Source organism: Humitalea sp. 24SJ18S-53 (assembly GCF_050632385.1).
GTDB lineage: Bacteria > Pseudomonadota > Alphaproteobacteria > Acetobacterales > Acetobacteraceae > Humitalea.
The window spans coordinates 1,008,413-1,024,123 of record NZ_CP192599.1 but is presented as its reverse complement, the minus strand read 5'-3'; the positions used below and the strand labels follow the sequence as shown (position 1 = coordinate 1,024,123).

16 protein-coding genes are annotated in these 15,711 nt (G+C 69.2%); 10 read left to right on the top strand and 6 right to left on the bottom strand.

From position 1 onward, the window contains the following. The first annotated feature begins 5 nt into the window (after nucleotides 1-5). From ACQW02_RS04995 to ACQW02_RS04970, 6 genes are all read left to right on the top strand, one after another. On the top strand, nucleotides 6-407 hold the full coding sequence (locus ACQW02_RS04995; protein ID WP_431284170.1) for a 6-pyruvoyl trahydropterin synthase family protein: 402 nt from the start codon (nucleotides 6-8) through the stop codon (nucleotides 405-407). Beyond that, the gene (locus ACQW02_RS04990) at nucleotides 407-1,465 is read left to right on the top strand and encodes a glycosyltransferase family 4 protein (protein ID WP_431284169.1); all 1,059 of its coding nucleotides are present in this window, start codon (nucleotides 407-409) and stop codon (nucleotides 1,463-1,465) included. The genes ACQW02_RS04995 and ACQW02_RS04990 overlap by 1 nt, the downstream gene beginning before the upstream one ends. Continuing rightward, nucleotides 1,462-2,331, top strand: coding sequence for a class I SAM-dependent methyltransferase (locus tag ACQW02_RS04985; RefSeq protein WP_431284168.1), 870 nt, complete (start codon nucleotides 1,462-1,464; stop codon nucleotides 2,329-2,331). The genes ACQW02_RS04990 and ACQW02_RS04985 overlap by 4 nt, the downstream gene beginning before the upstream one ends. Before the next feature lie 67 nt (nucleotides 2,332-2,398). Further along, nucleotides 2,399-3,649, top strand: coding sequence for a 3-oxo-tetronate kinase (otnK, locus tag ACQW02_RS04980; RefSeq protein WP_431284167.1), 1,251 nt, complete (start codon nucleotides 2,399-2,401; stop codon nucleotides 3,647-3,649). Continuing rightward, nucleotides 3,649-4,281: an aldolase gene (locus ACQW02_RS04975; protein ID WP_431284166.1), complete on the top strand. Its 633-nt coding sequence runs from the start codon at nucleotides 3,649-3,651 to the stop codon at nucleotides 4,279-4,281. Before otnK ends, ACQW02_RS04975 begins: the two co-directional genes overlap by 1 nt. 28 nt (nucleotides 4,282-4,309) lie before the next feature. Next, the gene (locus tag ACQW02_RS04970; RefSeq protein ID WP_431284165.1) at nucleotides 4,310-4,906 is read left to right on the top strand and encodes a nitroreductase family protein; all 597 of its coding nucleotides are present in this window, start codon (nucleotides 4,310-4,312) and stop codon (nucleotides 4,904-4,906) included. 1 nt (nucleotide 4,907) lies between these two features. Here the strand turns inward: ACQW02_RS04970 and ACQW02_RS04965 are convergent, their stop codons facing one another. From ACQW02_RS04965 to ACQW02_RS04950, 4 genes are all read right to left on the bottom strand, one after another. Further along, a complete protein-coding gene (locus ACQW02_RS04965) occupies nucleotides 4,908-5,372 on the bottom strand; it encodes a GNAT family N-acetyltransferase (RefSeq protein ID WP_431284164.1) in 465 nt (154 codons plus the stop codon). 94 nt (nucleotides 5,373-5,466) lie between these two features. Continuing rightward, nucleotides 5,467-6,165, bottom strand: coding sequence for a hypothetical protein (locus ACQW02_RS04960; RefSeq protein WP_431284163.1), 699 nt, complete (start codon nucleotides 6,163-6,165; stop codon nucleotides 5,467-5,469). A gap of 616 nt (nucleotides 6,166-6,781) precedes the next feature. Further along, nucleotides 6,782-7,918: a bifunctional 2-methylcitrate synthase/citrate synthase gene (locus ACQW02_RS04955; protein ID WP_431284162.1), complete on the bottom strand. Its 1,137-nt coding sequence runs from the start codon at nucleotides 7,916-7,918 to the stop codon at nucleotides 6,782-6,784. A 12-nt stretch (nucleotides 7,919-7,930) separates the two neighbouring features. Beyond that, entirely contained in the window at nucleotides 7,931-9,469 is a 1,539-nt protein-coding gene (locus ACQW02_RS04950) for an MmgE/PrpD family protein (protein ID WP_431284161.1), read from the bottom strand. A gap of 110 nt (nucleotides 9,470-9,579) precedes the next feature. On the opposite strand from ACQW02_RS04950, the gene ACQW02_RS04945 reads away from it, so the two are divergent. From ACQW02_RS04945 to ACQW02_RS04930, 4 genes are read left to right on the top strand one after another with little or no spacing between them, the layout of a single operon-like run. Beyond that, entirely contained in the window at nucleotides 9,580-10,521 is a 942-nt protein-coding gene (locus ACQW02_RS04945; RefSeq protein ID WP_431284160.1) for a LysR family transcriptional regulator, read from the top strand. A 36-nt stretch (nucleotides 10,522-10,557) separates the two neighbouring features. After that, nucleotides 10,558-11,967 (top strand): dihydroorotase, encoded by a 1,410-nt coding sequence (locus tag ACQW02_RS04940; RefSeq protein WP_431284159.1) that lies wholly within the window; start codon nucleotides 10,558-10,560, stop codon nucleotides 11,965-11,967. Next, the gene (locus tag ACQW02_RS04935; protein WP_431284158.1) at nucleotides 11,964-12,914 is read left to right on the top strand and encodes an N-carbamoyl-D-amino-acid hydrolase; all 951 of its coding nucleotides are present in this window, start codon (nucleotides 11,964-11,966) and stop codon (nucleotides 12,912-12,914) included. The genes ACQW02_RS04940 and ACQW02_RS04935 overlap by 4 nt, the downstream gene beginning before the upstream one ends. After that, nucleotides 12,911-13,876, top strand: a complete 966-nt coding sequence (locus tag ACQW02_RS04930) for an N-carbamoyl-D-amino-acid hydrolase (protein ID WP_431284157.1) — start codon at nucleotides 12,911-12,913, stop codon at nucleotides 13,874-13,876. The genes ACQW02_RS04935 and ACQW02_RS04930 overlap by 4 nt, the downstream gene beginning before the upstream one ends. A 263-nt stretch (nucleotides 13,877-14,139) precedes the next feature. Here ACQW02_RS04930 and ACQW02_RS04925 read toward each other — a convergent pair whose 3' ends face one another. Both ACQW02_RS04925 and ACQW02_RS04920 read right to left on the bottom strand, forming a co-directional pair. After that, a complete protein-coding gene (locus tag ACQW02_RS04925) occupies nucleotides 14,140-15,519 on the bottom strand; it encodes an amidase (RefSeq protein ID WP_431284156.1) in 1,380 nt (459 codons plus the stop codon). Continuing rightward, nucleotides 15,519-15,710: a hypothetical protein gene (locus ACQW02_RS04920; protein ID WP_431284155.1), complete on the bottom strand. Its 192-nt coding sequence runs from the start codon at nucleotides 15,708-15,710 to the stop codon at nucleotides 15,519-15,521. Before ACQW02_RS04920 ends, ACQW02_RS04925 begins: the two co-directional genes overlap by 1 nt. Nucleotide 15,711: the final 1 nt, after the last annotated feature.

Sequence of the window (15,711 nt, the reverse complement as noted above, 5' to 3'; positions counted from 1 at the left end):
CGCGCATGTTCAGCCTGACCGTCGCCGACCACGTGATGATCGCCCATTCCTTTCGCGGCGAGGAATTCGGCCCGGCGCAGCGCGTGCATGGCGCGACCTTCGTGGTGGAGGCGGAATTCCGCGCGCCGGCCCTGGATGCCGCCAACCTGCTGGTCGATATCGCGGCGGCCCGGGTGGAATTGCGAAAGATCCTGGACGGGTTCGACTACAACAACCTCGACACGCTGCCGGTGTTTGCCGGAAAAAACACGACGACGGAGTTCCTCTGCCTGCATGTGCATGGCGAGCTATGCGCGGCGCTGAAGGATGGGCGGCTTGGCGATGGTGGCAAGAAGGTGGAGGCGGTGAAGGTGCTGCTGCGCGAAAGCCCGCTCGCCTGGGCGGCCTATGAGGCGGCCGTCGGCTGATGACCCCTGTCGCGCTGCCCCCCATTGCGTTGCTGGTGCCCGGGAGCATCGACACGATCAGCGGCGGCTACGGCTACGACCGCCGCCTGATCGCGGGGCTGCGCGAGGCGGGGCGGCCGGTGACGGTGGTCGAATTGCCAGGGCGCCACCCGCTGCCGGATGCCGTGGCCGAGGCCGCGGCGCGCGCGGCGCTGGAGACGATCCCGCATACCTCGCGCATCGTCGTGGATGGGCTGTGCCTGCCCGCCTTCGCCGGGCTTGAAGGCAGTCTGCGGGCGCGGCGGGCGGTCGGGCTGATCCATCACCCGACGTCGCTGGAAACCGGGCTGTCGGCGGCGGACCGCGCCGAGTTGCTGGCGCGGGAGTCCGCCCTTTTCCCCGCCATGGCGCATCTGGTCGCGACGTCGCGGCTGACCGCCGAACGGCTGGCGCCGGATTTTGCCGTGGACGCCGGCCGCATCGCCGTTGTCGAACCGGGCACCGACCCCGCCCCCCGCAGCGGCGGCAGCGGCGGGCCGGGCTGTGTGATCCTGTCGGTCGGCACGCTGCTGCCGCGCAAGGGGCATGACGTGCTGTTGCACGCACTCGGCCGCCTCATCGACCTCGATTGGTCGCTGACCATCGTCGGCGCCAACCGCGACCCCGCCCATGCCGAGGCGCTGCGAGGCCTGGCGCGCGACCTCGGCATCGCCGATCGCGTGGTGTTCGGGGGGGAAATGGCCGGCGACGCGCTGGAAGCGCTTTACGCGCGGTCGGACCTGTTTGCCCTGGCGACGCATTGGGAAGGCTATGGCATGGCGGCGGCCGAGGCGCTGGCGCGCGGCCTGCCGCTGGCGATCACCGCGGGCGGGGCGATCGGCGACCTCGCCAGCCCCGGCACCGCGATCGTGGCGGCACCCGGCGATGCCGTCAGCCTGTCGCGCGGCATGCGCCGGCCGATGTACGACCGCGCGATCCGCGCCCAGATGGCCGATGCCGCCTGGGCCGCCGGCCAATTGCTGCCACGGTGGCACGACCAGGCGGCCCGCTTCGCCGCCATCCTGGATGATCCCGCATGACCGAGGCGTTTGACGGCGACTGGCTGGACCAGCGCGAGCCCTTCGATGCCATGGCCCGCGACATCGACCTGGCGGTGCGGCTGGCCGACGCGCTGCCCGCGCGCCCGCGCATCCTGGACCTCGGCGCCGGCACCGGCAGCCTGTTCCGCTGGCTGGCGCCGCTGATCGGGCGCGCCCAGGCCTGGACGCTGGTCGATGCGGATATCCGGCTGATCGAGCGTGCCTTCGACACCATCGCCGACCGGGCCGACGAGATCGGGCTGACCGTCACCATGCCGGGCCGGCGCACCATGCTGGTGCATGCCCCCGGCGGCGCCTGGCGGATCGAGGGGCTGATCGCCGACCTGAATGGCGCGCCGGGCAACTTGCCGCTGGTGAACGCCGATGCGGTGGTGAATTCGGCGCTCTGCGACCTTGTGTCGGAGGATTGGGTGCAGCGGATGGCGGCGGGCCTCGCTGTGCGGCGTATCCCCTTCTACGCGGCGCTGAATGTCAGCGGGCGCGACGTGTTCACGCCGCCGCACCGGGCCGATGCCCTGGTCGCCCGAGGTTTTCGGCGCGACCAGTTGCGCGACAAGGGGTTTAGCGGGCGGGCGCTGGGGCCGGCGGCGCCGGCGGCCATCGCCGCGGCCTTTGCCGCGCGGGGTTTTGCGGTGGCCACGGCGCCGTCCGACTGGCGCATTCCGCGCCAGGCATCGGCCATGGCCGCCGATCTTGCGACCGGGCACACCGATGCCGCCATGCAGCAGGAACACCGCCACCGCGCCGCGATCGGCGCGTGGGAGGCCGCGCGCCTGCGCCAGGCGATGGAGGGGCGCCTGTCCGTCCGCGTCGGCCATCGCGACGTGCTGGCCCTGCCTGGTTGACGGGGCCCGCTTGACGTCGATGCACGACTGCCGCCCCATCCCCCGCCACGCGCGATAGGACACGACCATGCCGTTGCTCGGCTGCATCGCCGATGATTTCACCGGGGCCACCGACCTGGCCGCCATGCTGGTGCAGAACGGCATGACCGCCGTGCAGGTCATCGGCGTCCCGGACGGCCCGCTGCCGGAGGCCGATGCGATCGTCGTCGCGCTGAAATCCCGCACCGCGCCGGTCGGCGAGGCGGTGGCGCAATCCCTGGCCGCGCTGGACGCCCTGCTGGCCGGTGGCGCCACCCAGATCCTGCAGAAGGTGTGCAGCACCTTCGACAGCACGGCGGAGGGCAACATCGGCCCCGTCGCCGATGCCCTGATGAAGCGGCTTGGCGCTTCCATCGCCTTGGTCTGCCCCGCCTTCCCGACGAATGGGCGGACCGTCTACCAGGGGCATCTGTTCGTGGGCGACCACCTGCTGAACGAAAGCGGGATGCAGAACCACCCGCTGACGCCGATGACCGATGCCAACCTGGTGCGCGTCATGGCGGCGCAGACGCCGCATGGCGTGGGGCTGATCCCCTTCGCGACGGTGGAGCAGGGTGCCAGTGCCATCCGCCGCGACATCACCGCGCTGACCGAACGCGACCGGCGCTATGCCATCGTCGATGCGGTGACCGATGCGCATCTGATGGCGATGGGTGAGGCCGCGGCGCGGCATCCGCTGCTGATCGGCGGGTCGGGCATCGCCATGGGCCTGCCGGAGAATTTTCGCGGGTCGAAGCACCTGCCACCGCGCCGCGACGCGGCATCCCTGCCCGAGGCGCGCGGTTTTTGTGCCGTCGTGGCGGGGTCCTGTTCGCGCGCCACGCTGGCGCAGATCGGCTTCGCGCGGGACCAGGTGCCGACCCTGGAACTGGACGCGCTGGCGACGCCGGATGCCGAAGCGCTGGCGCAACAGGCCATCGCCTGGAGTGCAGGCAAACTCGAACAGGGCCGCCCCATCGTCATCGCGGCCTCGGCCCCCCCTGAAAAAGTCGCGGCCTTGCAGGCGAGCCTTGGGCGCGACGCCGCCGGCGCGCTGGTGGAGGATGCCATGGCGCGCATCGCCCAAGCGCTGGTCGCGGCCGGCGTCGGCCGGCTGGTGGTCGCGGGCGGCGAAACCTCGGGCGCCGTGGTGCAGGCGCTGGGCGTGCGCGCCTTGCGCATCGGCCGCACCATCGACCCCGGCGTGCCCTGGACCTTTGCCGAACCGACCGGGCTGCACCTGGCGCTCAAGAGCGGCAATTTCGGCGGGCGCGACTTCTTCCTCAAGGCCTTCGCGTGATGACCGAGGCGCGGATCCGCGATGATCTGTGCCGCTTCGGCGCCAGCCTGTTCGCGCGCGGCTATTCGGTGGGGAGTGCGGGCAATATCTCCGTGCGGCTGGATGATGGCTACCTGATGACGCCGACGAACAGCAGCCTGGGCAGCCTGGACCCCGCGCGGCTGTCGAAACTGGCGCCGGACTGGTCGCATGTGTCGGGCGACAAGCCGACCAAGGAAGTCTTCCTGCATCGCGCGGTGCTGAATGCGCGCCCTTCGGCCGGGGCCGTCGTGCACCTGCATTCGACCTATGCGACCGCCATCGCCTGCCTGGCGAGCCCGGGCGATGCCGCGCCCATTCCGCCGCTGACACCCTATTTCGTCATGCGCGTCGGGCGCAGCCTGCCGGTGGTGCCGTATTGGCGGCCGGGCGATGCCGCGATGGAACCGGCGGTGCATGCGGCGGCGCTTGGCGCGCGTGCCTTGTTGTTGGCGAACCACGGCCCGGTGGTGTCCGGTGCGACCTTGACCGACGCCGTCTATGCGGCGGAGGAGCTTGAGGAATCCGCGCGCCTGGCGCTTCTGCTGCGCGACCTGCCGGCGCGTTCGCTGACGCCGGCGCAGGTGGATGACCTGCTTTCGACCTTCGGCTGATACCCTTCATGGAAAGACCAGACCACGCATGACCGACCGCACCGCCCCCGCCGATCATTCCATTCCGCCGCTGCTTGCGTCCCGCTGGTCGCCCCGTGCCTATGAAGACCGCGCGCCGGATGACGCGACCCTGGCCCGGGTGCTTGAGGGCGCGCGTTGGGCCGCGTCCTGCTTCAACGACCAGCCCTGGTCCTTCCTGGTGACGCGGCGTGGCGGGGATGGACATGCCGCCATGCTCGGCTGCCTGGGTGCCTTCAACCAGGCCTGGGCCGGCCGCGCGCCGGTGCTGATCATCTCCTTCGCGCGCAAGAGCTTCGCCCATAATGGCGAGCCCAATCGCCATGCCTGGTACGATGTCGGCCAGGCCACGGCGAACATGGCGCTGGCCGCGGCGGCGGAGGGCATGCAGTTGCACCAGATGGCCGGCTTCGACGCGGCCGCTGCCCGCACGGCCTTCCAGGTGCCCGACACGCATGACGCCGTGGCCGCCATTACCATGGGCTGGGCCGGCGATCCCGCCATCCTGTCGGAGTCCCAGGCCGCGAAGGAGGTCGCACCCCGGACGCGCCACGCGATCGGCGCCTTTACCCACCTGGGTGCCTGGGGCGGCACAGGCCGGGTCTGACCTACAGCGACGCGCCGGGGTCCAGGCGGATGACGTAGGAGCGCCAGTCGGCGCGTTCGGCGATGCGTTCGTAGAGTGCGATCGCATCGCCATCCGCCTCCGGCACGATCCAGCGCAGGTGCGACCAGCCGCGGCTGCGGCCAAGGGCGACGGTCGCGGCGATCAGCGCCCGCGCGATGCCGCGGCCGCGCTGGTCGGGGGTGACGAACAGGTCGTCCAGCGCGCCGCAGGCGCGGCAAAACACCGCCTCGGTCAATTCGAAGATGATGGCGAAGCCGATCGGCGCCGCGCCGTCCCAGGCGACCAGCACCTGGGTGCGTGGGTCGGCGTCCAGCATGGCGGCGATGGCCGGCCCGCTGGCCGGGGCCTCCCCCGCCAGGTGCCGCGCCATATCGGCCGCGTAGGCGCCCAGCAGAGGCGCCAGCAGCGCCCTGTGGCCTGCAGGCAGGGGGCGGATGTCGGGCATGGCGCGATGCCTTCCACAAAGCGAAAGGGCGCCACCCGCCTGCGCGGGTGACGCCCTTCGGTTCAGGCCGGGCGCAAGGGCGCCCGCCCCAGGATCAGGTCGTCGGTTCGGCGGTGTCCACCACCGGCATGACGACGGCGGCGGCGGCCTTCTTCGCGGCGCGCGTGGCGGCGGCCTTCTTCGCGGCCTCGCTGCGGGCGGGCGACGGGGCCTTCTTGGCGGGCGGCGCGACGGGCTTGGGGGCCGCGGCCTTCCGCGGAGCGGCCTTCTTGGCGACGGCCTTCTTCGGGGCTGCAGCCTTCTTCGGCGCGGCCTTCTTCGGGGCTGCGGTCTTCTTGGCGGCGGCCTTCTTCGGTGCGGCCTTCTTCGGGGCTGCCGTCTTCTTGGCGGCGGCCTTCTTCGGCGCGGCCTTCTTCACGGTCGCCTTCTTCGCGGCGGCCTTCTTCGGCGCGGCCTTCTTCGGGGCAGCGGCCTTCTTGGCGGCGGCCTTCTTCGGCGCGGCCTTCTTCACGGTCGCCTTCTTGGCGGCGGCCTTCTTCGGGGCAGCGGCTTTCTTCGGTGCTGCCTTCTTCGCGGCGGCGGCCTTCTTCGGGGCGGCCTTCTTGGCAGCGGCTTTCTTCGGCGCTGCCTTCTTCGGCGCGGCGGCCTTCTTCGGGGCGGCCTTCTTCACGGCCGGCTTGCGGGCCGTCGCGGCCTTGCGCGCGCCGCCACCGCGACGGGTGGTCGCCATCGCCATGGCCTGTGCCCGGGGGGTCTCTTCGGTCTCGATGATCTCAACGGTCGTGTCGGTCACTGGTAATCTCTCCTTGCCTGGTGCTGACGTGGGTGGCGCGTTCGGCATAAGACCGGCGCGTCGCGTGGGGTTGCGGTCGGGACGGGCATGACGCGACATTTTCCGAGCCCGAAGCGGCACGGGCAAAACGCGTCAAGCCTGAGGGCGCCAACGGCCCGATGCGGTCCAGCGACATGCTGGCCCGATCGTGCCGGTGTTGTTCGGTCAGGATTGAGCGGCGAGCGGTCACCACCCCATCCCAGATCCGGCTTGCGGTCCCCGGCATTCGGTCCATCGACCGTCCTTCCCTGCTGCGGCGCCATGATCTTCTGCGGTTTTGACACCACGCCGGGGCATCCGCTTTTTTCGCCTTGCCCGGCCCGTCGCCGTTTTTTCCGGGACACCGAGTGCGATCGAAGCTTCTTCACCGACGCGTCATTTCCGAATCGCAGTTAGCTTCGGTGCGCGCATCAGCACGCTATCTGCACGCACGATGGTGTTGTCAACGAATTCCACATCACGACGCGCGCATTTTTGCGCGCGCGTCGCGTCTGCATCATCGACTTAACGGCCAGGTCTTGATGGAAAGCCTGATGACCGCGCGTTGATTGCCGCGCGGCGCATCGGCAACCGCGCGTCAGCCCCGCGCGTTGATCGGCACGATGCTGCGTTGCGCTGGGCCGACATAGTGCGACAGCGGCCGGATCAGACGGTTGTCCGCACCCTGTTCGAAGACATGCGCGGCCCAGCCGGTGATGCGCGAACACACGAAGATCGGCGTGAACAGCGGGATGTCGAAACCCATCAGGTAGTAGGCGGGGCCTGCCGGGAAATCGAGGTTCGGGTGGATGTTCTTGGCTTCGAGCATCACCCGGGCGAGCACCCGCGACGTCTCCATCCAGCGCCGGTCGCCGACGACCTCTGCCATCTTCTCGGCGTATTTGGTCATCGTCGGGACGCGGCTGTCGCCGGTCTTGTAGACGCGGTGGCCGAAGCCCATCACCAGCGCCTTGTGGTCGAAGCGGCTGCGCAGCCATTCATCCGCGGCGTTCGGGCCGGGGATTTCCTTCAGCATGTGCATCACGGCCTCGTTCGCGCCGCCGTGCAGCGGGCCCTTCAGGGCCGCGATGCCAGCCGCGATCGCGCCATGGATGTCCGCGCCCGTGCTCGTCACCGTCCGCGCCACGAAGGTCGAGGCGTTGAAGGTATGCTCGGCGTAGAGGATCATCGACACGTCGAAGGACTTGATCACCTCCGGCGCCGGGACCTTGCCGAAGACCACGTGGAAGAAGTTCTCGCTGAAGGGCAGCGAGGGGTCCGGCGCGATCGGCTCAAGCCCCTTCGACAGCCGGTTCGCGGCGGCGACGGCGGTCGGCAACTTGGCCAGCAGCCGCATCGCCTTGCGCCGTTGCGCGGCGTCGGAGACATCCGCGGCCTCCGGATCCTCCATGCCCATGAAGGACACGGCGGTCCGCACCGCGTCCATCGGATGCGCATTGGCCGGGAATTCCCGGATCACCCGCAGCAGTGCCGGAGAGAGCGCGCGATTGGCACGCTCCTCCGCCTGGAAGGCGGCGAGCTGCGCCGCGGTCGGCAATTCGCCGTGCCAGAGCAGGTAGGCGACCTGTTCGAAGTCGGCTTCCTCGCACAGATCCTGCACGGCATAGCCGCCGTAGGTCAGGCTGTTGGTCTCCGGCATGACCTTGGAGACGGCGGAGACGTCGGCATAGACGCCGACCAGGCCCTTGCGGATTTCGGGGGTTTCATCGGTCATGGCGCGGTCCTCTCAAAAGATGCCGGGCTTGCCGTCGAGCAGCCCGCCCTTCGGCAGCGCCACGTTCAATGCGCCCAGTTCACCCGCCGGGAGTTTCGCCAGGTTCTGCACCGCTTCCAGGAAGCGGTCGGCTTCCTTGGCCGCGATGATCCCATCGGTCAGCAGTCGGAACTTGCCGATGTAGTCCTCCCGCCCAAACGGCCGCGCGCCATTCGGATGCGCGTTGGCGACGCCGAGTTCATCGACCAGCACCTGCCCATCCTTCAGGGTGATCTCCACGCGGCCGCCGAAGGAGAGTTCCTGGGGGTCACGCGAGTGATAGCGGCGGGTCCATTCCGGATCCTCCGTCGTCTCGATCTTGTGCCAGAGCCGCACGGTGTCGGCGCGACCGGCACGCTTCGGCGCATAGCTGTCGACGTGGTGCCAACGGCCGTCCTGCAGGGCGACGGCAAAAATGTACATGATGGAGTGGTCCAGGGTCTCGCGGCTGGCCTTGGGGTCCATCTTCTGCGGATCGTTGGCGCCGGTGCCGATCACGTAATGGGTGTGATGGCTGGTGTGGATGACGATCTTCTCGATCGCATCCGTGTCGGGAATGCTCTCCCGCATGCGGAAGGCCAGGTCGATCAGCGCCTGGGACTGGTATTCCGCCGAGTGTTCCTTGGTGAAGCTGGACAGGATGGCGCGCTTGGCCTCGCCGGCTTCCGGCAGGGGCACGCTGTAGTAGGTCGGATCGTAGACGGTGTTGCGACCCTTGCTGTCGGCCTGCGTGCGGCCCGAGAGCACCCAGGCGATCACGCTGTCCTCGCCCTCATATATAGGTGAAGGCGCGCCTTCGCCGCGCATCGCGCGGTCGGCGGCTTCGATGGCGAGCTTGCCGGCATGCGCCGGGGCAAACGCCTTCCAGCTGCTGATCTCACCCTTGCGGCTCTGGCGGAAGGAGATGGTGGTGTGCAGCGCCTGCTGCACGGCCTGGAAGATCACCTCCTGCTTCAGCCCCAGCAGCGTGCCGATGCCGGCCGCGGCAGAGGGCCCGAGGTGCGCGATATGGTCTACGCGATGTTCGTGCAGGCAGATGGCGCGCACCAGGTCGATCTGGATCTCGTAGCCCGTCGCCAGGCCGCGGATCAGATCCTTGCCGGATTTGCCCATGGTCTGCGCGACCGCGAGGATCGGCGGGATGTTGTCGCCGGGATGCGAATAATCCGCAGCCAGGAAGGTGTCGTGCATGTCGAGTTCGCGCACGGCGGTGCCATTCGCCCAGGCGGCCCATTCGGGGCTGAAGGTCTTTCCGGCGGGCATGCCGAAGATCGTGGCGCCACCCTTGCGTGGATGACCCAGGCTCATCGCCCGCGCCGAGACGACGGGGCGGCGGTTGATCGCGGCGATGGCGACCGAGGCGTTGTCGATGATCCGGTTGATGATCATCGCGGCGACGTCCTTCTCAACCGGCACGCGGTCGGTGGCGACGCCGGCGATCTTCCAGGCGAGTTGATCCTCGCGCTTCAGCAGGGCCTTGGACGGGTGAACTTTCACATCATGCAGCTTCATCGCGTTGCCTCCGGTGGATGGCGGGTTTTCTGCGCCCGTGTTGCACGATCGTCCATTCCGAATGGCACGTCACCGCGATAGGATTTCTGTATCGCAGGGCAGGAACGCGCATGGATTTCCGTCTGGTCCGACGCCTTGGGCATTTTTTGGCCGTGGCGGAGGAAGGGCATTTTGGTCGCGCCGCCGCGCGCCTGGGTATTTCGCAGCCGCCGCTGACGGCGCAGATCCAGGCGCTGGAACGCGAATTGGGCGTGCGGCTGCTGGAGCGCACGGGCAAGGGCGCGCATCCGACGAGGGAGGGCGAGGCGCTGTTGCCGCTCGCGCGCCGCATCGCCGAAAGCGCCGGCGCGCTGGAGGATCTGGCGCGCGACCTGCGCGCCGGGCGCCACACCCCCGTCTCGCTCGCATGCGTGACCTCGGCCCTGTTCGATTATCTGCCGCCGCTGGTGCGCGCGCTGCAGGCGACGCGGCCAGATTCGGCGGTGGCGGTGCGCGAGTTGGACACCGCCGATGCGGTGGAGGCGCTGCGGCGCGGCGAGGTGGACCTGGCGCTGGTGCGGCTGGATCGCGACCGCCACCCGATCCATCTGCGGCCCCTGGGGCAGGATGTGCTGGCGGTGGCGCTGCCGCTCGGCCATCCGCTGCTGGCGATCGACGGTCCGCTGCCGCTGGCGCTGCTGGCCGATGCGCCGATGCTGATGCTGCCGCGCGCGATCAGCCCGGCCTATTCCGACGCGATGGTCGCCGCCTGCCGCGACGCCGGATTTGCGCCACGCGTGGTGCGGGAAGTGGGGTCCGCCATGGCGCAGCTGGGCTTCGTCGCGGCGGGCCTGGGCGTCGCGCTGGTTTCGGCCGGCATGGCGCGGCTGCGCCCGCCTGGTGTCGGTTTTCGCCCGCTGGCCGGGCCGATCCACGCCGTCGGCGTGGCCCTGGCCTGGAATGCGGAGCGGGAGAGCGAGGTCGTCCGCTTCGCCATTTCGCTCGCGGATGAGATTTTTGGGCCGGAGGCTTCTGACCTGGCCGCGGTTGGCGAAGCCATCGCCGCGAAGTAATCTGCGCCCATCGCCCCAAACCATCCGGATACGCGCATGACCCCCCCCTTCGACCTGATTCTGCGAGGCACGCTGGTGCTGCCGGACGCGCTTTTGCCGGGTGGCTATGTCGCCATTCGCGGCCAGACCATCGCCGCCATCGGCCAGGGCGAGCCGCCGCCGGCGCTGAAGACGGTGGACCATGGCACGAAGCTGATCCTGCCCGGGCTGGTCGATGGCCACATGCACACTGGCAGCGCACTGGGCTGGCCGGGGATCGAGGGCGCCACCATGACGGCCGCCGCCGGCGGCGTGACCACCGTCTGCGACATGCCCTACGACGTGCCGCGCGCGACCACCGACGCCAGCATCTTCCGTGAGAAGGTGGAACAGGTCGAACGCCTGTCGCATGTGGACATGGCGCTCTACGCGACGATCAAGAAGACCGGCGGCGTCGGCGCCATTCCGGAACTGGCGGCGGCCGGGGCGTCGTCGTTCAAACTCTCCACCTATGAATACGATGCGGTGCGGTTCCCGCGCATCGACCACCCGACGATGGTCGAGGCCTTCCGCGAGATCGCCAAGACCGGGCTGATGGTCGCGGTGCACAATGAGGACGAGGAACTCGTCGTTCGGCTGACCGCCGAGGCGCGTGCCGCCGGCCGCACCGACCCGATCATGCATTGCCGCACCCGCCCGCCGCTGGCCGAGACCATGGCCGACCTGGAGATCTTCGAGATCGGGTTGGAGGTGGGCGCGCATGTGCACATCGCCCATTCGTCCGTCGCCCGCGGCTTCGACATCGCCGAGATGTTCCGCCACCAGGGCGGCCTGGCGAGCGGCGAGGCCTGCATCCAATACCTCTGCATGACCGAGGAGGACATGGTCCGGCTTGAGGGCTTCGGGAAATGCAACCCTCCGTTCCGCACCGCCGAGGAGGTGGAACGCATGTGGGCGGCGCTGGCGGCGGGCAAGATCGCCTATGTCTCGACCGACCACGCGCCCTGGCCGCGCCAGAAGAAGATTTACGAAGGCGACATTTTTGCGGTTGGCGCCGGGCTGACGGGGATGCAGTCCTTCGCACCGCTGATGTTCACCTTGCTGGCCGATCGTGGCCTGCCGCCGAGCCTGATGGCCCGGCTGTGCAGCGAACGCCCTGCCCGCTTCCATGGGCTCTTCCCGAAAAAGGGCGCCATCGCGATCGGATCGGACGCCGATTTCTGCGTGCTGGAGGAAGGCCAGTTCGTCTACGACGCGGCCAATATCCGCGACCGCGAGGATGCCCGATGGTCGCCCTGGCATGGCGTGCCGATGCGCGCCCGCGTCGCCGCCACTTGGCTGCGCGGCCAGCAGATCTGGGACGGCGAGCAGGTCCTGGCCAAGCCCGGCACCGGCAGCTTCGTGCCGCGCCAGCACCGGCTGTCGGCGCTGGATGACGCGGCCCCGGGCGGAGCGGCGCATTCATGAGCCGTATCCTTCGCGTCGCCGGCGCGCAGATGGGCCCGACCCAGCGCGCCGATAGCCGTCCCGCGACCCTGGCGCGGCTGGAGGCGCTGCTGGACAGCGCCGCCAGCCAGGGCGCGCGGTTCGTGGTCTTCCCCGAACTCGCCTTCACCACCTTCTTCCCGCGCTGGCTGTATGAGAATGACGCGGCGTTGCTGGAAAACTACGAACGCGGAATGCCGAACCCGGCCGTGCAGCCGCTGTTCGACCGGGCGAAGGCGCTGGGGGTCGGGTTTTCCATCGGCTATGCGGAACTGACCGAGGATGGCCGGCGCTTCAACACCGCCGTGCTGGTCGGGCCAGATGGCAAGATCATGCTGAAGTATCGCAAGGTACATCTGCCCGGTTCGGTCGAACCCAGGCCAGAAAATCGCTACCAGCAGTTGGAAAAGCGGTATTTCGAATATGGCGACATGGGCTTCCCGGTCGCGCGTGGGCCGGCGGAATGGGGCGGGCCGGTGCTCGGCAGCCTGATCTGCAATGACCGCCGCTGGCCGGAAGGCTGGCGCTGCCTGGGGCTGCAAGGCGTGGAACTGGTGGCCATCGGCTACAACTCCGCCGCCTACGACCCTAATGGCGGCGACGGCGAGGACGCCGAGCGGCGGACCTTCCACTCCACCCTGGCGGTGCAGGCCAATGCCTATTTCAACGCGACCTGGGCCGTCAGCGTCGCCAAGGCGGGGGTCGAGGATGGCGCCGGCCTGATCGGCGGCAGCGTGATCGTCAGCCCGAACGGGATCGTGGTGGCGGAAGCCAAGACGCTGGGCGACGAGGTCATCGTGGCCGACTGCGATTTTGACGCCTGCCTGCAAGGGCGCGGCCCGGGCAAGATCTTCGACTTCGGCTTCCATCGCCGCCCGGACCAATACCGCCGCATCGTCGAACAGACCGGCATGGAGCCGCCCGTATGAGCCGCAAACTCGTCCTCGCCGCCGCGCAGCTTGGCCCGATCCAGAAGGCCGAGGGGCGCGATGTCGCGGTCGGCCGCATGGTGCGGCTGATGGAAACCGCGCACCGCCGTGGCGCCGAAGTGGTGGTGTTTCCCGAACTCGCGCTGACCACCTTCTTCCCGCGCTGGTACGAGGAAGACCTGACCAACGCCGACCACTGGTACGAACACAGCCTGCCATCCAACGCGACCGCCTCGCTGTTCGAGGCCGCGCGCAAATTCAACATCGGCTTCCACCTGGGCTACGCGGAAAAGACGCCGGATGGGCGGCGCTTCAACACCGCCGTCTATGTGCATCCGACGGGCGAGGTCGTGCTGAAGTACCGCAAGATACACCTGCCCGGTCACAGCGAATACGATCCGCAGCGCACGGTGCAGCACCTGGAAAAGCGCTACTTCGAAGTGGGCAACCTGGGCTTTCCCGTGGTGCGCGCGCCGATCGGCGATGTCGGGCCGGTCAACATCGGCATGATGATCTGCAACGACCGCCGTTGGCCGGAAGCCTGGCGTTCGCTTGGCATGCAGCAGGTCGAACTCGTCATGCTCGGCTACAACACACCAAGCCTGAACATGGAAAACCGCGGCTTCGAGGCGCATCACCTGCGCGTCTTCCACAGCCACCTGTCGATCCAGGCCGGCTGCTACCAGAACGCCTGCTTCGCCGCCGGCGTCGCCAAGGCAGGCACCGAAGATGGCCATGAACTCTTCGGCCATTCGATCATCGTGAACCCGTCCGGCGAAATCATGGCCCAGGCCACATCATGGGACGACGAACTGATCGTCGCCGAATGCGACCTGGACATGTGCACCCTGGGCCGCACCACGATCTTCAACTTCGCCAACCACCGCCGCCCGGAAGCCTACGGCCGCATCCTGGCCAGCGCCGGCAGCGAAGCCCCGGCGGCGTGGACGCCGAAGGGGTAGTGGAAGGGATTGGGGAGGGTGGCGCTTTGAAAGGGGCTTTGCCCCTCTCAAACTCTCCCCACCAAGGGGCCGTGGCCCCTTGGAACCCACGACGTTTGGTAAAATGAAGAGAGGGGCGTCGAGGGCGCTTCATCGGCCGTGGCGGACCATGCCCCTCTCTTCAGTTTACCAATGACTCCGCCGGTCCAGGGGCGGCGGCCCCTGGCGGGGGTGGTGTGGAGGGGGCGGAGCCCCTTCCACGGCGCAACCTCCCCAACCCCTCCCTACCCCACCACCGGCCGACGTCCGCGCCAGGGGCTCGCGGTCTCGTAGGCTTGGCCCGCGCGCAGGACGGTCGCGTCTTCGAAGGGGCGGCCGATGAGTTGTGCGCCGACGGGCATGCCGCCTTCGCCCAAGCCGGAGCAGACGGTCAGTGCGGGTTGGCCGGTCAGGTTGAAGGGGATGGTGAAGTTCGGTGCTTCGAAGGAGGCCCATTTGCCGACTTGTTCGATGGGCTTGGCTTCGCTGGGCTGGGCGGCGGTCAGCAGCAGGTCGCAGCCGCGCATGGTGGCGGCCACCGCATCGCAGAGTTCCCGCCGGCGGCGTTGCGCGTTTAGGTAGTCGGCGGCGGTGATTGTGGCGGCAAGGGCCAGGCGGTCGCGCAGGATTTCGCCGTAGTCGCGCAGTTTGGTGCGCATCCAGGGCTCGTGCACGGCAAAAGCATCGGCGGCCAGGATCAGCCAGCCGGCGGCGTTGAAATCGGCCAGCGGCGGCAGAGTGACCTCCTGGATTTCGGCACCCAGGCTGCGCAGTGTCTCGGCGACATGGGCGATGCCTGTGGCAGTCGCGGGGCTGACCGCGAAATCATCCTCGTGGAAGTGGCGAATGACGCCGATCCGCAGGCCTTTGACGCCGTTGTTCAGCCCGGACAGCAGATCGGGCTTGGGGCGGTTGGCGGAGGATGGGTCGGTCGGGTCGTGCCCGGTCATCGCATCCAGCAGCAGCGCGCAGTCTTCGACCGTCCAGGCCAGGGGGCCGGTGGTGTCCAGGCTCTGCGACAGCGGCAGCACGCCGGTGCGCGAACACAGCCCGTAGGTCGGCTTGATCCCGGCGATGCCGCAGAGCGCTGCCGGCCCGCGGATCGACCCGCCGGTGTCCGACCCCGTGCCGCCGAGGATCGAGCCGGAGGCAACGGCGGCGCCGGTGCCTGACGATGACCCTCCGGTGAACCGCGACACGTCCCACGGGTTGCGCGCGGGCGGCCAGGGCAGGTCGAAGGACGGCCCGCCCCAGGCGAATTCATGCGTGGCGAGCTTGCCCAGCGTGACCGCGCCGGCGTCGCTCCACATCCGCACCACGGCGGCATCGGCGGTGGGCACATGGTCGATCAGCACGCGCGAATGGCCCGTCGTGGGCACGCCGGCGGTTTCGTAGATGTCCTTATGCGCGATCGGGATGCCGTCGAGCGGCCCGCGCAGCGTGCCGGCCATCTGCCGCGCCTCGGCCGCCTGGGCCTGAGCGAGCGCGATCTCCGGCGTAAAGCGGATGAAGGCGTGCAGGATGGGGTTTTCGGCCTCGGCCTTGGCGAGACAGGTCTTGGTCAGTTCGACTGGCGAGATCTTTTTGGCGGCGATCTGCTGCGCCGCTTGCGCGATGGTGTGCATCAGCCGGCTGCCCGCGGGGCGAAGGTGGTCGCCATTTCGACCGAGACCTCACGCGGCGGTCGAACACGGGCGGCGGCGGCCACGAGGTGATGGGATGCGGCGCGGATGGCCTCGCGCTCGGCCTCCGTCAGGTCGATCCCGGCCCGTGCCATCAGGGCATCGAACTGCGGCTTGTCGAGGGGTTCGGCCATG

Bases quoted from the DNA above. Each gene is read 5' to 3' on its own strand.
- ACQW02_RS04995 (WP_431284170.1), top strand. From the start codon at position 6: ATGTTCAGCCTGACCGTCGCCGACCACGTGATGATCGCCCATTCCTTT.
- ACQW02_RS04990 (WP_431284169.1), top strand. From the start codon at position 407: ATGACCCCTGTCGCGCTGCCCCCCATTGCGTTGCTGGTGCCCGGGAGC.
- ACQW02_RS04985 (WP_431284168.1), top strand. From the start codon at position 1,462: ATGACCGAGGCGTTTGACGGCGACTGGCTGGACCAGCGCGAGCCCTTC.
- otnK (WP_431284167.1), top strand. From the start codon at position 2,399: ATGCCGTTGCTCGGCTGCATCGCCGATGATTTCACCGGGGCCACCGAC.
- ACQW02_RS04975 (WP_431284166.1), top strand. From the start codon at position 3,649: ATGACCGAGGCGCGGATCCGCGATGATCTGTGCCGCTTCGGCGCCAGC.
- ACQW02_RS04970 (WP_431284165.1), top strand. From the start codon at position 4,310: ATGACCGACCGCACCGCCCCCGCCGATCATTCCATTCCGCCGCTGCTT.
- ACQW02_RS04965 (WP_431284164.1), bottom strand. From the start codon at position 5,372: ATGCCCGACATCCGCCCCCTGCCTGCAGGCCACAGGGCGCTGCTGGCG.
- ACQW02_RS04955 (WP_431284162.1), bottom strand. From the start codon at position 7,918: ATGACCGATGAAACCCCCGAAATCCGCAAGGGCCTGGTCGGCGTCTAT.
- ACQW02_RS04950 (WP_431284161.1), bottom strand. From the start codon at position 9,469: ATGAAGCTGCATGATGTGAAAGTTCACCCGTCCAAGGCCCTGCTGAAG.
- ACQW02_RS04945 (WP_431284160.1), top strand. From the start codon at position 9,580: ATGGATTTCCGTCTGGTCCGACGCCTTGGGCATTTTTTGGCCGTGGCG.
- ACQW02_RS04940 (WP_431284159.1), top strand. From the start codon at position 10,558: ATGACCCCCCCCTTCGACCTGATTCTGCGAGGCACGCTGGTGCTGCCG.
- ACQW02_RS04935 (WP_431284158.1), top strand. From the start codon at position 11,964: ATGAGCCGTATCCTTCGCGTCGCCGGCGCGCAGATGGGCCCGACCCAG.
- ACQW02_RS04930 (WP_431284157.1), top strand. From the start codon at position 12,911: ATGAGCCGCAAACTCGTCCTCGCCGCCGCGCAGCTTGGCCCGATCCAG.
- ACQW02_RS04925 (WP_431284156.1), bottom strand. From the start codon at position 15,519: ATGCACACCATCGCGCAAGCGGCGCAGCAGATCGCCGCCAAAAAGATC.
- ACQW02_RS04920 (WP_431284155.1), bottom strand. From the start codon at position 15,710: ATGGCCGAACCCCTCGACAAGCCGCAGTTCGATGCCCTGATGGCACGG.